The following is a 13,261-nucleotide window of genomic DNA, read 5'->3' on the forward strand; positions in this document are numbered from 1 at the left end:
AAAGTTCACGGCACTTGATTCCAGTTCTGCTGTAAATTATAGTTCACGGATGATCGAAGTTCGATCCACTGACGAATTCCGAAAATGGCTCAGAGGGCTCACGGACATTCGCGCCGTAAAGAAGATCACCCAACGGATTGTCCGCGTTCAGGCTGGGCTGTTGGGAGACGCCAAGTTCTTCGATGGCATAGGAGAATTGCGCGTAGATTACGGTCCGGGATACCGCGTGTACTTCGTCCGGCGCGGCAACACGGTCATTATCCTGCTCTGCGGCGGTGACAAAGGCTCGCAGGACAAGGACATCGGAAAAGCCAGGAAAATGGCAAAGGAAGTTTGATATGACCCTCAGAACCACACCATTCGACGCCGCCGAATATCTTGATGATGCTGAGTCTCAAGCCGAACTGCTCGCTGATGCGTTCGAGACCGGGGACGCGACTTATATTGCGCACGCCCTCGGCATTGTCGCGCGCGCCCGCGGCATGACAAGCATAGCGAAGGACGCCGGCGTGACCCGAGAGGCACTCTACAAGGCGCTGAGCGAAAAGGGCGATCCGCGCCTCAGTACATTGCTGGGCGTAACCAAGGCGCTTGGCCTGCAATTGTCCGCAAAGCCAGTTAATCCCGTTTAGGCAACCTTAGCAGGACTTACGCACTCAGCTGAAAACGGGAAGTTCCGCTTCAACTCGACTAGTCCTGCTCCGGCCCATTCCACTCGATATCGCGCGTCGACGCAGCCTGAAGGCTGATGCGCTGGCGCAGTGCTGTGCCGGCGATCTCGGCCAGAGTGCGCCATTGCGCCCGCTTCGGCGCGGGGTCGCCCGGCCAGGCGAGCAACTCATCAGACTCGCGCATCGCCTGACGGAAGCGGCCGAGACCACCGGAGCGCAGTGCCGCCGGCAGCCCGTAGATCCACATCGCCAGCCTCACCGTCTGCGGCGCCGTCACGTCGGGCTTCACCTCGGCGCCATCCTCCAGGACCGCGTCGGCGAAGCGCCGCGGAGCACGAAAGAAGTGCAGGCCGCTCACGGCGCGCGGATTGCACTCCAGTGGCAGCACCGTGCCGTTATTCTCGCGCATCAGGTCGAAGGAGATCTGGCCGTTCCAGCCGGCGCCGGCGACGAAGATTTCGACGAAGCGCCGCGCCGCGATATCCTCGACCGGCTCGAAACAGATGCCGGCGCCCTTGCTGGCGCGATAGAGCGAACGGTAGAGCGCCAGCGCTTTGAGTTCACCCTCGATCGCCACCGCATAGGCGCTGATCTCTTCACCGGCGATGTAGCGCTGCGCCACCCAAGGAGCGGCGGGCGAGGGGCGGACGGCGTCGAGTTCGTCCGGCGATGGCCGCAGCAGTACGTCACGGGCAAAACGTGACCACACAGGTTTGAACACCAATTCGCGCGATTGGCCACGAACGCCGTCGAGATCGGCCTCGCTTTGCAGCAGTATCGTTTCCGGCACGTCGAGCCCAAGGCTCTGCGCCAGCCGGATGAAGGCATGCTTGTCGTGAACGCGGGCGAGCATCGCCATCTCGGGTGCGAAGAGGCGGGCCGGCATGGCGCGGTGCTGCCAGAGACGACCGAGATAAAAGACTTCCTCGCAGGTCGGGACAACGAGTTCGATGCCTTCCGCGCGGACAAGCGCTTCCACCGCCTTGGCATAGGCGTCGGCGGCAAAGCGCGGCGGCGGCAGGCGATGGTAGGCGGCGCAGGCCGTGCTCGCTGCGGCGATCGGCCGGGCCGGGCTGTCGGCCAAGATCACCCGGCGACCGGCGCCATGCAATAGCCGCGCCAGGTGCAGCGCCACCGGCGCGCGGGCACCGGTGATCAGCACGGTGCTATTGGGCATGAGCCACCGGCATCGGTTGGAAAAGACAAGTCGATGCTTCTGCGGAAGGCTTCATTCGCCATAAGTGCCACATGGCTTGCGTGCCGCCAACGGACTCCACAAAGGTGGCTCCGCTGCGTCAGCCATCGCTTTTTGGCCTTCAGGGCGTTATTGGCAATCTGTCGAACACCCGGATCTCCTCAATGCGCCTTCTGTTTGTCTTGATACTGCTTGCCGGCGCCGCCATTGGCTTCGTCTATCCCTGGGCCATGAGCAATTTCTCCGGCCACGAGATCGGCGCCTGGCGCGTCTACGACCAGGGACGGTTTAGGCCTGTGACGGTGACGCTGAAAGCTGGCGACGCGCCGGTCAGAGTGCTGGTCGACCTGACGGCAAAGGCCGAGCGCATTGTCTCGCAGCAGCGCACCGTGCTGACGCTGACTGCCGCCACAGCCGGCCGCACGGTGCTTGCCTCGACGCTGCAATTCAACCACGCCGACAATCCGCGCCAGGTCAGCCCGCAACTGCCCGACAAGATCTTTCGCGACGAGGCCGGCGTGATAGAAACCGTCAGTCCCGGCGCCTATCTCTTCACCGCCGGCCCGGGCGACGCCGACGATATCCCGATACGCGCAGTGGATCTGATACTGCGCTCCGGCGCCGGTGAGATCGATCAACGCGCACGGCCGGTCGGCTACGGGCTGATGGCCGTCGGCCTGATCGGCTTCCTGCTTGCTCTGGCTTTTGGCGGTCGCCGGCCGGAGAACCCGAACTCGAAGCCGCCACCGCCGCGTTGGGGCAGAGGCTCCTCGACATGAGCGCGGCATGAACTACCGTCACGCCTATCACGCCGGCAATTTCGCCGACGTCGTCAAGCATGTCGTGCTCAGCCTTCTGCTCGACTATCTGAAGCAGAAGGACAAGGCGTTCCGTGTCGTCGACACTCATGCCGGCATTGGCCGCTACGATCTGTCGTCGGCGGAAGCGCAAAAGACCGGTGAATGGCAAGGCGGCATCGGCCGCCTCATCGACGCCCCGATCGAAAAATCGGCGGCCGCGCTGCTTGCCCCCTATCTTGAAGCGGTGCGTTCGCTCAATCCCGATGGCGGGGTGAAGAGATATCCGGGCTCGCCATTGATCGCCAGGCACCTCATGCGAAAGCAGGACCGGTTGTCGGCGATCGAACTGCACGAGGCAGATGCTGCCAGGCTGAAGACGCTGTTTGCCGGCGATTTCCAGACAAGGGTGATCGAACTCGACGGCTGGCTGGCGCTTGGCGCGCATCTGCCGCCGAAGGAAAAGCGCGGCCTGGTGCTGATCGATCCGCCGTTCGAGGAAGCCGGCGAATTCGACCGCCTGGTCGACGGCATGCAGAAAGCGCACAGGCGCTGGCCGGGTGGCATCTACGCGCTGTGGTATCCGATCAAGGATCGCAAAGCGATCATCGCCTTCCGCAAGGCGCTCAAGCAATCCGGCGTCCCAAAGTTGCTCGACATCGAGTTCGAGATCCGGCCGGCATCGCGTGAACCAAGCCTCGACGGCAGCGGCATGGTGGTGGTCAACCCGCCCTTCACGCTGGAGCGCGAACTGCGCATCGTGCTGCCGGTCCTGCACAGATTGCTGGCGGTCGAAAAGCCGGCGCACTGGTCGCTGGAATGGCTGGCCGGGGAGTAGCGACGCTTCGCAGCGGGCGACGCCCGCGGCAAAGACACAAAGTCGCTAGAGGTTTTGACGGTGGGCGCCATCCGCGAATGCTCAGCTGTGTTCAACGAACCGAAACCATGGAGATGCACATCTAATCGGCTCGGCGTTGACGCTAATCCCAGAATCAGATAGATAGATATCTAATTATTAGATTTCGAATCGAAGCCAAGATCGACAGAAGAGGAACTGGTTAACGCGATAGGCTTCGCGATGTCGCGCTGGCAGGATGCCGTCGAAACGTTCGATGGGACCGTCGCCGAAATCTATGTGCTGAGCGCTGCCGAGCGCCGCTGTCTCGGTGCGATCAATCACGGCCGGCGGGGCCGGAAAACCTCGTAGCGAGGGAGACAAATCTCACGCCGGCGGCGGTCACGACGTTGATCGACCGGCTGGAAAAGCGCGGCTTCGTCAGCCGTCAGCCGGATCCCGATGACAGGCGCAAGGTCATGGTCGCGGCGGGCAAGAAGACCGAGGAACTCGTCCGGCGCTGCTACCATCCGATCCTCGAGGCGGGCGCCGCATTGCTGGAGAATATTCGGCGGCCGAGATGCAGTTTTTGCTCGGCTTCATCTAAGAGGTCGAAGCGATGCAGAAGGCGCAGACCGAGAGGGTGCGCGGCAAAGCAAAACCGGTGCGTTGAGAGAAGGCATCGGAGGATGGTCCGGCGAAACGCCGGTCCGGTTTCAACTGTGTACTGTCAAGGAGACCCTATGCCCCGCATGATCTTCGTCAACCTGCCCGTCGCCGATCTCGCTGCGTCGATGGCATTCTACAAAGCCCTCGGCTTCGACAACAACCCGCACTTCACCGACGACACCGCAGCCTGCATGGTGCTGAGCGAAACGATCAACGTCATGCTGCTCACCCATGCCAAATGGCGTCAGTTCACCGATCGCCCCATCCCACCGGCCACCTCGAGCGAGGTCATGCTTGCCGTGTCCTGCGACAGCCGCGCGGCGGTCAATGCGATGAACGAGGCGGCGGCGAAAAATGGCGGCGCCGCCGACATCAACGCCCAGCAGGACTATGGCTTCATGTACAATCGCAGCCTGGCCGATCCTGACGGCCACGTCTGGGAAGCGATGTGGATGGACCCGGCCGCCGTACCGCAGGGCGACGCCAAGCAAAGCTGAACCGGGTTTCGGCGCCCCGCCGGCCATGGCAGGCCGCTTCCTAAATGGGCAAGGCGAGCTTTTTCAAAGGCTCAGAACGTGGTTTCACAGCTTCGCACCGGCAAAACCGGTTGCGGAGCGGGAAACCATCGTCAGCGCGACCGCTTGACCGCGCGCCGCCGAATCCGCAAAGTGGGCGCAGTCGACCTTTGAGAGGCTGCCATGACTCGCTTTGCCAAATCCGCTCTTGCTGCCCTGATTTCGCTTTGCACGCCGCTGGCCGCACCCCTTGGCCAGCCAGCGCAGGCCGCCGATCTTTCCGTCTATTCCGACGAGGACAGCGGCGTTTGCGGCGAGGCCTGGGTGCTAAGCAAAATCTCCAGCCGCTTCTCCTACCAGGTGCATCACGTGCCGCATCTGCCGGATGTTTCGATCACCGATTTCCAGCGCATCCACCAGCATCGCTATCTCCCGGCCAGCGAAGAATGGCCGATCGGCCGCCGCTATTGCGGCGCCACCGTCAGCCTTTCCGATGGCCGCGCCCGCACGATCTGGTACTTGATCGAGGAAGGCCAGGGTTTTGCCTCGATCGGCGACAATGTCGAATTCTGCGTCTCGGGCTTCGACCGCTGGATGGTCTACAACGGCCGCTGCCGCGTCCTGCGCTAAGGTCGGATAAAAACCGCAGTTGAACCTGCCATCTCCCCGCAAGGGGGAGATCTGATGTCGCTCCGGTTTCGCCAATCTCCGAACTGCTGCCGCTGCCTCACAACGCCTTCCCACCAGACACGTAAGCGCAGATCAGCTCGACCAACTGCTTCTGCAGTTCCGGCGCGTCGAGCATGTCTCGCCGCGCGGCATTGTGGATGACGCCCTCGACCGCTGAGGACAGCACCCGGGCCACGGTCTCATTGTCCTTTCTGCGCCTGCGATATTGCGCCACCGCCGCCGTGTAGTGATCCAGATAGCGCGACTGGAACGAGGCATGGGCGGCGCGTGAGCCCCGATCGCCCGGCGCCTCGTCGAGCAGCACCTGATGCAGCGTCGGATGGATGCTGTGCGCACCGATCATGCCGCGCACCAGCTCCTGCGCGAATCGCTTGAGCGGCTTGTCGCCTTCTGCTGATTCGGCGATCACCGACAGCACCTGATCGAAATGTCGCCGGCGAATTGCTTCGACCAGCGACAGCTTGTCGGGAAAATATTGATAGAGCGAGCCGATGCTGACGCCGGCCGCATCGGCCACCTTGTTGGTGGTGAAGCCGGCCCAGCCGAGCGCGCTCAGAACATGAGCACCGGCTTCGATGATCGCCTCGACCGTCGCTCTCGAACGCGCCTGGCGCGGCTGCTTGCGCATGCGTGAGCGCGGCTTTGCAATGCGAGTAGACATGTCTGCTCCAGCAGCCAAGAATATAGACAACATACTCACATTTCTTGCAAAGGATATAGACCATAGACGCGCTGGATTTGCTCCGCAGCCTCTTCGTTTATCAAGCCTGGGCGAATGGTGAATTGCTGGAGAAGCTTGCGGGCCTCGACCAGCAGGAGCATATCGATCAGCGCCACACGGCGACCCGTCTCATCAACCACAACCTGTCGTATCGAAGATATTCGCCGCGCATCTTTCCGGCACGCGTCATGGCTATGCGTCCGACAACACCGAGGACACACCGGCACTCGATGAATTGAGCGCTGATGTCGCTGCGATGGATCGTTGGTATCTCGACTATATCGAAGCCGCCTCGCCAAAGCTCATGTCAGAGCCTGTGCCTTTCACCTTCACCGACGGCGACAGGGCGATGATGTCACGCCAGGAAATGCCGACACATGTCGTCACGCATGGCGGCTATCACCGCGGCGAGATCGGGCGGATCCTGATGCAGATCGGCATTGCGCCGCCGTGGGATACGTTTGCCGTCCACCTCCACCAGACCGAGCCTTCGCGCCGGCTGCAGGTGCGCGAGCGGGTTGGCGCTTAGGGGCCTGCACCCCTTGGCTTCCAAGGGATCGCGGCTTCCTGGGAAGGAGGATTCCCCGATCTTCGTTTCCCATTTCCGTTAGGCATCTCTTGCGCCGAAGCTGGCGATCTCCCTTCTCGTCTGGGAAACGTCCGACACAACAGGCTGTCCCTTCAAGTGCTGTCTTTCCTGGCTTCCATCCAACCACTTTCGATATACGAGTAAAAAGCTCGCGTCTAGTTTAGTGCTGTTCCTGCAACCGTGGGGATGAAGCAAGATCAGCCTCTGCGGTGCGATGATTGTTGCCAATCCGATAGGCCGCCGATGACCGCGTGAGATCGACGGCGTTGCAAGAGAATGTGAGCTTGACGAGAAGATCGTGTGAGTCGCGATATCAGAGATTTCTCTCGCAATAGTTCGCTGCGGAGCGGGAAGATTCTTTGCCGATTTCTGTGCCGATCATTGCGATAATGCTCTCAGCGTAACCGAAACTTAATCTGCGAAATTCTATGTAATGCTTCGCTGGCTAGATACGCACGAGTCAGATATGCATTAGCTCGCCGGGTCACTCACGGCCATCGGCACAAACGCAAGGGGCATCGCATGGCAAAGACCACGACGAAGGCGCCGGCGGCGAAAGCGCCGGCAAAGAAAGCGGCACCGAAAGCTGCCGCGAAACCTGCAGCAGTAAAGAAGGCAGCACCGAAGGCAGCGGCAAAGCCGGCCGCCAAGGCAGCGGCAAAGCCGGCAGCTAAGGCAGTTGCAAAACCCGCCGCCAAGGCAGCAGCGAAACCCGCCGCCAAGAAGCCGGCCGCCAAGGCTGTGGCGAAGCCTGCTGCGAAGGCAGCAGCCAAGCCCGCCGCCAAGAAGCCGGCAGCCAAGGCAGCGGCAAAACCCGCCGCCAAGGCTCCGATGAAGGCCGCCGCCGCCAAGTCGACGGCAGCTGTGAAGAAGGCTGCACCGGCCAAAAAGCCAGCCGCCAAGAAGAAGTAACAGCGGACCATCTCAAAGCTCCCGGGAACTTTGCCGACTGGCAGATTCCCGGGAGCTTTTTTGTTGTGATTTAGGTCTTGTTTTGATGCATGTCGTTCTCTCGCAATCGACGCCAATTCTATGCGACATGCATTGGGGACTTCATTGTCGGCGGATTGGCCGCCTGGTTTTGCCCTTCTGGCAGTTGCCCCTCAGGGAAGATCGGCCAACACTAAGGCGGTCGCATCCGATGGGGTTCAGGCGACGCGCTCTAGACCTTTGTTTTACGCGCGTCGTTCTCAAGACCGGAACCGCATTTTTGAGCGACATGCACTGGCCGTCCGAAAACAGGGAACCGATCATGCCGAAGCTGCTCTACGCGTCCTCATCCCCCTACAGTTCCAAGGTGCGCATGGCAGCACTCCATGCCGGCATTGCCGTCGAGCTCGTGCCAGTCAAGACCGAGGACAAGCCTGCTGAACTGATGTCAGCCAATCCTCTCGGCAAGATTCCGGTGCTGGTGCTCGACGACGGCCGCTCGATCCATGACAGCCGCGCGATCACCCAGCATCTCAACCGCGCTTCGAAGAGCCTGTTGTTGCCGCGCAATGCCGACAAGCGCCTCGAGGCCGAAGTGCTGGAGGCGCTGGCCGACGGCATATGCGACTGCGCGCTGTCGATGGTCTATGAGCGGCGCACGCGTCCGGAGGAGATGGTCTATCAACCCTGGCTCGATCGCCAGTGGACCAAGATCACCGCCGCACTCGATTTCCTCAACGCCAATCCGCCGAAGCTGCCGAAGAAGATCACGCTTGGCCAGCTGGCGTTGCGTGCCTGCCTCGGCTACCTCTCTCTGCGCTTCGCCGGCAAATGGGAAAAGGGCCGCGGCCGCCTGACCCGCTGGGCAGCGCGTTTCGATGAGAAGTTTCCGGGGCTGAAGGTGGCTGTGCCGGCCTAACGGGCGAAACAAAAAAAGCCGGGCGCGAGGCCCGGCTTTCTTGTGTCGTGGCTTGAACGACAGTTAGAACTTCATACCGACGCCGAAGGTGACGCGGTTGTCGCTCTCTTTGACCTTGGTGCCGACACTGTCGAAGCTCTTGGAACCGAAGTCGGTGTAGCGGTACTCGACACGGCCGAACACATTGTCGGTGATCTTGATGTCGGTGCCGACGCCGGCCGTCCAGCCGAGCATGGTGTTGCTGTCGCTGTCGCCGGGGACCGAGACCTTCTGGTTCTTCAGGGCGCCGCCGCCGGTGCCGTAGAGCAGGATTTCCGGGGTCACGGCGTAACCCAGACGGGCGCGCAGCGAGCCTTCGAAGCCGCCCTTGGAATTGACGCCGCCGCTGTCACCCTTGACGCCATTGTAGCCGAGATCGGCTTCAGCACCGTACACGAAGTTTTCCTGCTGCCACTGGTAGCCGCCGAAAACGCCGCCGACAAAGCCCTTGGTCTTGATGTCGGGGCCGCCGTCCTGGACTTTGGCATGACCGCTGAAGCCGTAGCCGGCGCTGAGACCGGCATACGGGCCGGCCCAGGAAGCGACGGGGAGCTCGGCGATCGGGGCCGGCGCCGGGGGCTCTTCCGAGACGACATCGGCAGCAAAAGCGGTACCGCTGAGGGCGAAGAGCCCGAGCGCAACCGCGAGCGGCGCGAATTTGAGATTGGTTTGCATTGTTGTTTACTCCTTAAGCCACAAGACACGTAGGCTGGTTTGTCCTGAGCGCCATCAACCCGTCCGGGGGGTGAAACGGATCTGGCACTCAACGGTTCCGAATGTCGTGTCAAAATGCGGCGGCAGCGAACCTGAAAATGGGTCATTCCCCGGCACGAATGAGGCCGAAGCTTGACGTTGCATCTTCGCAACAGCGAAATGTCAGTACGCAGGCGATGCTGCACTGCACTCGGCTTGGTGCAACGGGTTCAGCGTCCTATATTGCGGTCCTGCCGACCCGAATCCGGGGCGGTGCCGGCGGCGAAAAAGCCGTTTCGCCACATTCCTGCCCCAGGTGGAAACGGCATTTAACCCCTGGACGCGTCACAATGTGCCGCTAGCCGAATTGAGGCGCAGATTGAGGATTGACAGATGATCGAAGCCGCCGGAACGGCGCTGGTGACGGGCGGGGGGAAGCGGATCGGCAAGGCGATCGTCGAGGATCTGGCCGCGCACGGTTTTGCCGTCGCCATCCACGCCAACCGCTCGACCGCCGAGGCCGACGCGCTGGCTGCGAGCATCAGGGACGGAGGCGCCCGCGCCGGCGTGGTAGCCGCCGATCTGACCGACATGGATGCGGTTGGCGATCTCGTCGGCCGCGCCGCGGCAGCGCTCGGCCCGGTCACGCTACTTGTCAACAATGCGTCGCTGTTCGTCGACGATAGCGTCGAGGACTTCGACTGGGCGGCATGGGACCTTCACTTCGCCATCCATGTGAAGACGCCGGCGCTGTTGGCGCAAAACTTCGCCCGCGCCTTGCCGCCAGGGCAGGAGGGGCTGATCGTCAACATCATCGACCAGCGCGTCTGGCGGCCGACGCCGCGCTATTTCTCTTATGCGCTGTCGAAGTCGGCCTTGTGGACGCAGACCGAAATGCTGGCACAGGCGCTCGGTCCGCGCATCCGCGTCAACGCCATCGGTCCCGGTCCAACGCTGAAGAATGCGCGCCAGGAAGATGATGATTTCCAGAAGCAGGTCGATGGCCTGATTCTGAAGCGCGGCCCGCAATTGGCCGAATTCGGCGCCACCATTCGCTATCTCTGGGATGCGCGCTCGGTGACCGGCCAGATGATCGCGCTTGACGGCGGCCAGCATCTTGCATGGCAGACGCCGGATGTGACAGGCATGGTGGAATGAGTCCCGCAGACCAGAAACACAAGACGCGCGCCGGCGCCGCCGACGATATGCCGCCCGACATCGACCTTGAGGATGAAGCGGTCGAGGAGATCGTCGAGCCCGAGGCCACCGGGCCCGATGTCGCCTTCACAGCGATAGACTGGGCGCCGCATGCCGGCGACGCCGACGGCATGGTCGGCGCCGAGGTCATCCAGACATTGGTCAAGCGGCTGCCCAATGCGCCCGGCGTCTACCGCATGATGAACGCTGCCGGCGACGTGCTTTATGTCGGCAAGGCGCGCAGCCTGAAGAAGCGGGTGACCAACTACGCGCAAGGCCGGTTCCACACCGCCCGCATCGGCCGCATGGTGCGCGAGACATCGACGATGGAGTTCGTCGTCACCCGCACCGAAATCGAAGCGCTGCTGCTCGAGGCCAATCTCATCAAGCGCTTGCGGCCGCGTTTCAATGTGCTGATGCGGGACGACAAGTCGTTCCCTTACATCCTGTTGACCGGCGATCACGTCTCGCCCGGCATCTACAAGCATCGCGGTGCGCGCTCGCGCAAGGGCGACTATTTCGGACCTTTTGCGTCGGCCGGCGCGGTCGGGCGCACCATCAATTCGCTGCAGCGCGCCTTCCTGCTCAGGAGCTGCACCAACTCCTTCTACGAAAACCGCACCCGGCCGTGCCTGCTCTACCAGATCAAGCGCTGTGCCGGTCCCTGCACCGGCGAAATCTCGCATGGCGACTATGCCGAGCTGGTCAGCGAGGCGAAGGATTTTCTGTCGGGCCGCAGCCAGAAGGTGAAGACCGAAATCTCTGCCGCCATGCAGCAGGCCTCGCAGGAGCTCGATTTCGAGCGCGCCGCCATTTATCGTGATCGGCTGGCAGCGCTGTCGCATGTGCAGAGCCATCAGGGCATCAACCCGGCCACCGTCGACGAGGCCGATGTCTTTGCCATCCATCAGGAGGGCGGCCAGGTCTGTATCCAGGTGTTTTTCTTCCGCACCGGCCAGAACTGGGGCAACCGCGCCTATTTCCCCAAGGCCGATCCGGCACTGGAGGGGGCGGAAGTGCTGGGCTCGTTCCTGGCGCAGTTCTATGACGACAAGCCGACGCCACGGAACATTCTGCTGTCGCGAGGCGTCCAGGATCAGGAACTGTTGGCCGAAGCGCTGTCCACCCGCGCCGGCCGTAAAGTGTCGATCTCGGTGCCGCAGCGCGGCGAGAAGAAGGATTTGACCGACAACGCGCTGCAGAATGCCCGCGAGGCGCTCGGCCGCCGGCTGGCCGAAACCTCCACGCAAGGCCGGCTGCTCGCCGGCTTTGCCGAGACCTTCGGCCTGCCGAAGCCGCCGGTGCGCATCGAGGTCTATGACAATTCGCATATTATGGGCACCAACGCCGTTGGCGCCATGGTCGTCGCCGGGCCGGAAGGGTTTGTGAAGAACCAGTACCGCAAATTCAACATCCGCTCGACCGAGATCACGCCCGGTGACGATTTCGGCATGATGCGCGAGGTGATGGAACGGCGCTTTTCGCGGCTGCTGAAGGAACATGGCGATGTCGTTCCCGACGACGCGGCAGCCGGTGGAGCAGGCGACGACATTGAGGAAGACATCTCCGGCAGCTTCCCGGCCTGGCCGGACGTCATCCTGATCGATGGCGGCCAGGGCCAGATGAGCGCGGTGCGCAAGATCCTCGCCGACCTCGGCATCGAGGATCGCGTGGCGGCCATCGGCATCGCCAAGGGCCAAGACCGCGATGCCGGCCGCGAGCGTTTTTTCGTCAGAGGCAGGGACTCGTTTTCGCTCCCCGTGCGGGATCCCGTGCTCTATTTCGTCCAGCGGCTGCGCGACGAGGTCCATCGCTTCGCCATCGGTTCGCACCGCGCGCGGCGCAAGAAGGAATTGGTCAAGAGCCCGCTCGACGAGATCGCCGGCATCGGTCCCGGCCGCAAGCGCGCGCTGCTGCTGGCCTTCGGCACTGCGAAGGCGGTCAGCCGCGCGGCAGTCGAGGATCTGGTCAAGGTCGACGGTATTTCAGAGCAGGTCGCCAAGCTCGTCTACAATCATTTCCATGAGAGCTGAGCGCCGGTGACGCCGCTGTCCCGATCAAATGGCAGCAGCCGTTCTTTTCTCGCAGGCCACTCGAATCCCGGCAATCGCGCGCTATTTTCGTCTGGCCAATCGAATCTCGCCTGTTGACCCCCTACATCCGGTTCTGATTTGAGTACGCAGGCAGAAAGAGTCCCTGAGATATGGCCAAGCGCGCGTTCAACCTGCCTAACATGCTTACCTATGCCCGCATCGTCGCGGTGCCGCTGGTGGTGCTGTGCTTTTTTCTCGAGGGGCATCTGAAATCGAGCGACTTCGCCCGCTGGTCGGCGTTGATCATCTTCCTGCTGGCTTCGATCACCGACTATCTCGACGGCTATCTGGCGCGCGCCTGGCAGCAGACGTCCAACATCGGCAAGATGCTGGATCCGATCGCCGATAAACTGCTGGTCGCCACCTGCCTGCTGCTGCTCGCCGCCGACACCGACCGCCATGCCGGCATCGCAGGCTGGTCGTTGTGGGCGGCAATCATCATCCTGTGCCGCGAAATCCTGGTTTCGGGGCTGCGCGAATATTTGGCGGCATTGAAAGTCTCGGTGCCGGTGACGCAACTCGCCAAATGGAAGACCGCCATCCAGATGGTCGCCATCGCCTTCCTGCTGGCTGGGCCTGCCGGCGACAAGATCTTCCCGCTGACCACGCAGACCGGACTGGTGCTGCTGTGGATCGCAGCCCTCGTCACGCTCTACACCGGCTACGACTATTTCCGCGCCGGCCTCAAGCACATCATGGACGAGTGAG

At 62.3% G+C, this 13,261-nt stretch carries 16 protein-coding genes and 1 pseudogene; 13 read left to right on the forward strand and 4 right to left on the reverse strand.

From position 1 onward, the window contains the following. Positions 1 to 49 precede the first annotated feature (49 nt). Both NKI35_RS18835 and NKI35_RS18840 read left to right on the forward strand, forming a co-directional pair. The gene (locus NKI35_RS18835) at positions 50 to 337 is read left to right on the forward strand and encodes a type II toxin-antitoxin system RelE/ParE family toxin (RefSeq protein ID WP_352654447.1); all 288 of its coding nucleotides are present in this window, start codon (positions 50 to 52) and stop codon (positions 335 to 337) included. A gap of 1 nt (position 338) precedes the next feature. Next, the gene (locus NKI35_RS18840) at positions 339 to 632 is read left to right on the forward strand and encodes an addiction module antidote protein (RefSeq protein ID WP_023672747.1); all 294 of its coding nucleotides are present in this window, start codon (positions 339 to 341) and stop codon (positions 630 to 632) included. 58 nt (positions 633 to 690) lie between these two features. Here the strand turns inward: NKI35_RS18840 and NKI35_RS18845 are convergent, their stop codons facing one another. Then, a complete protein-coding gene (locus NKI35_RS18845) occupies positions 691 to 1,848 on the reverse strand; it encodes an ATP-grasp domain-containing protein (RefSeq protein ID WP_352741218.1) in 1,158 nt (385 codons plus the stop codon). A gap of 182 nt (positions 1,849 to 2,030) precedes the next feature. Here NKI35_RS18845 and NKI35_RS18850 point away from each other — a divergent pair, with 182 nt between their 5' ends. The 5 genes and pseudogenes from NKI35_RS18850 to NKI35_RS18870 all read left to right on the forward strand — a co-directional run bounded on the left by NKI35_RS18850 (position 2,031) and on the right by NKI35_RS18870 (position 5,312). Beyond that, positions 2,031 to 2,645 (forward strand): hypothetical protein, encoded by a 615-nt coding sequence (locus tag NKI35_RS18850; RefSeq protein ID WP_352654451.1) that lies wholly within the window; start codon positions 2,031 to 2,033, stop codon positions 2,643 to 2,645. A gap of 7 nt (positions 2,646 to 2,652) precedes the next feature. Beyond that, positions 2,653 to 3,501: a 23S rRNA (adenine(2030)-N(6))-methyltransferase RlmJ gene (locus tag NKI35_RS18855; protein ID WP_352654453.1), complete on the forward strand. Its 849-nt coding sequence runs from the start codon at positions 2,653 to 2,655 to the stop codon at positions 3,499 to 3,501. 320 nt (positions 3,502 to 3,821) lie between these two features. Then, a pseudogene (locus NKI35_RS18860) lies at positions 3,822 to 3,965 on the forward strand (MarR family transcriptional regulator); the annotation flags it as partial. A gap of 276 nt (positions 3,966 to 4,241) precedes the next feature. Further along, the gene (locus NKI35_RS18865; RefSeq protein ID WP_352741219.1) at positions 4,242 to 4,664 is read left to right on the forward strand and encodes a VOC family protein; all 423 of its coding nucleotides are present in this window, start codon (positions 4,242 to 4,244) and stop codon (positions 4,662 to 4,664) included. 201 nt (positions 4,665 to 4,865) lie between these two features. Then, the gene (locus tag NKI35_RS18870) at positions 4,866 to 5,312 is read left to right on the forward strand and encodes a hypothetical protein (protein WP_023673457.1); all 447 of its coding nucleotides are present in this window, start codon (positions 4,866 to 4,868) and stop codon (positions 5,310 to 5,312) included. Positions 5,313 to 5,409: 97 nt separating this feature from the next. On the opposite strand, the gene NKI35_RS18875 is transcribed toward NKI35_RS18870, so the two are convergent. Continuing rightward, the gene (locus NKI35_RS18875) at positions 5,410 to 6,000 is read right to left on the reverse strand and encodes a TetR/AcrR family transcriptional regulator (RefSeq protein ID WP_352741254.1); all 591 of its coding nucleotides are present in this window, start codon (positions 5,998 to 6,000) and stop codon (positions 5,410 to 5,412) included. 68 nt (positions 6,001 to 6,068) lie between these two features. Continuing rightward, a complete protein-coding gene (locus NKI35_RS18880; RefSeq protein WP_352741220.1) occupies positions 6,069 to 6,209 on the reverse strand; it encodes a hypothetical protein in 141 nt (46 codons plus the stop codon). A gap of 119 nt (positions 6,210 to 6,328) precedes the next feature. On the opposite strand from NKI35_RS18880, the gene NKI35_RS18885 reads away from it, so the two are divergent. From NKI35_RS18885 to NKI35_RS18895, 3 genes are all read left to right on the forward strand, one after another. After that, entirely contained in the window at positions 6,329 to 6,622 is a 294-nt protein-coding gene (locus NKI35_RS18885) for a DinB family protein (protein WP_352741221.1), read from the forward strand. A gap of 582 nt (positions 6,623 to 7,204) precedes the next feature. Continuing rightward, positions 7,205 to 7,594, forward strand: coding sequence for a hypothetical protein (locus NKI35_RS18890; protein ID WP_023673454.1), 390 nt, complete (start codon positions 7,205 to 7,207; stop codon positions 7,592 to 7,594). A 340-nt stretch (positions 7,595 to 7,934) separates the two neighbouring features. Further along, positions 7,935 to 8,531 carry a glutathione S-transferase family protein gene (locus NKI35_RS18895; RefSeq protein WP_023689091.1) on the forward strand — a complete coding sequence of 199 codons (597 nt, stop codon included), beginning with the start codon at positions 7,935 to 7,937 and terminating at the stop codon, positions 8,529 to 8,531. A gap of 63 nt (positions 8,532 to 8,594) precedes the next feature. On the opposite strand, the gene NKI35_RS18900 is transcribed toward NKI35_RS18895, so the two are convergent. Then, positions 8,595 to 9,245 carry an outer membrane protein gene (locus NKI35_RS18900; RefSeq protein WP_023673452.1) on the reverse strand — a complete coding sequence of 217 codons (651 nt, stop codon included), beginning with the start codon at positions 9,243 to 9,245 and terminating at the stop codon, positions 8,595 to 8,597. 411 nt (positions 9,246 to 9,656) lie between these two features. On the opposite strand from NKI35_RS18900, the gene NKI35_RS18905 reads away from it, so the two are divergent. The 3 genes from NKI35_RS18905 to pgsA all read left to right on the forward strand — a co-directional run bounded on the left by NKI35_RS18905 (position 9,657) and on the right by pgsA (position 13,260). Beyond that, positions 9,657 to 10,421 (forward strand): SDR family oxidoreductase, encoded by a 765-nt coding sequence (locus NKI35_RS18905; RefSeq protein ID WP_023738625.1) that lies wholly within the window; start codon positions 9,657 to 9,659, stop codon positions 10,419 to 10,421. Beyond that, positions 10,418 to 12,493 (forward strand): excinuclease ABC subunit UvrC, encoded by a 2,076-nt coding sequence (uvrC, locus tag NKI35_RS18910; protein WP_023752534.1) that lies wholly within the window; start codon positions 10,418 to 10,420, stop codon positions 12,491 to 12,493. Before NKI35_RS18905 ends, uvrC begins: the two co-directional genes overlap by 4 nt. Positions 12,494 to 12,663: 170 nt before the next feature. Next, positions 12,664 to 13,260, forward strand: coding sequence for a CDP-diacylglycerol--glycerol-3-phosphate 3-phosphatidyltransferase (gene pgsA, locus NKI35_RS18915; RefSeq protein ID WP_023673449.1), 597 nt, complete (start codon positions 12,664 to 12,666; stop codon positions 13,258 to 13,260). Position 13,261: the final 1 nt, after the last annotated feature.

Source organism: Mesorhizobium sp. M0676, from assembly GCF_040320535.1.
Taxonomy (GTDB): Bacteria; Pseudomonadota; Alphaproteobacteria; order Rhizobiales; family Rhizobiaceae; genus Mesorhizobium.

Coding starts and splice junctions, on each gene's coding strand:
- NKI35_RS18875 (WP_352741254.1), bottom strand. CDS start 6,000: ATGCGCAAGCAGCCGCGCCAGGCGCGTTCGAGAGCGACGGTCGAGGCG.
- NKI35_RS18895 (WP_023689091.1), top strand. CDS start 7,935: ATGCCGAAGCTGCTCTACGCGTCCTCATCCCCCTACAGTTCCAAGGTG.
- NKI35_RS18845 (WP_352741218.1), bottom strand. CDS start 1,848: ATGCCCAATAGCACCGTGCTGATCACCGGTGCCCGCGCGCCGGTGGCG.
- pgsA (WP_023673449.1), top strand. CDS start 12,664: ATGGCCAAGCGCGCGTTCAACCTGCCTAACATGCTTACCTATGCCCGC.
- NKI35_RS18840 (WP_023672747.1), top strand. CDS start 339: ATGACCCTCAGAACCACACCATTCGACGCCGCCGAATATCTTGATGAT.
- NKI35_RS18865 (WP_352741219.1), top strand. CDS start 4,242: ATGCCCCGCATGATCTTCGTCAACCTGCCCGTCGCCGATCTCGCTGCG.
- NKI35_RS18835 (WP_352654447.1), top strand. CDS start 50: ATGATCGAAGTTCGATCCACTGACGAATTCCGAAAATGGCTCAGAGGG.
- uvrC (WP_023752534.1), top strand. CDS start 10,418: ATGAGTCCCGCAGACCAGAAACACAAGACGCGCGCCGGCGCCGCCGAC.
- NKI35_RS18870 (WP_023673457.1), top strand. CDS start 4,866: ATGACTCGCTTTGCCAAATCCGCTCTTGCTGCCCTGATTTCGCTTTGC.
- NKI35_RS18850 (WP_352654451.1), top strand. CDS start 2,031: ATGCGCCTTCTGTTTGTCTTGATACTGCTTGCCGGCGCCGCCATTGGC.
- NKI35_RS18900 (WP_023673452.1), bottom strand. CDS start 9,245: ATGCAAACCAATCTCAAATTCGCGCCGCTCGCGGTTGCGCTCGGGCTC.
- NKI35_RS18890 (WP_023673454.1), top strand. CDS start 7,205: ATGGCAAAGACCACGACGAAGGCGCCGGCGGCGAAAGCGCCGGCAAAG.
- NKI35_RS18905 (WP_023738625.1), top strand. CDS start 9,657: ATGATCGAAGCCGCCGGAACGGCGCTGGTGACGGGCGGGGGGAAGCGG.
- NKI35_RS18855 (WP_352654453.1), top strand. CDS start 2,653: ATGAACTACCGTCACGCCTATCACGCCGGCAATTTCGCCGACGTCGTC.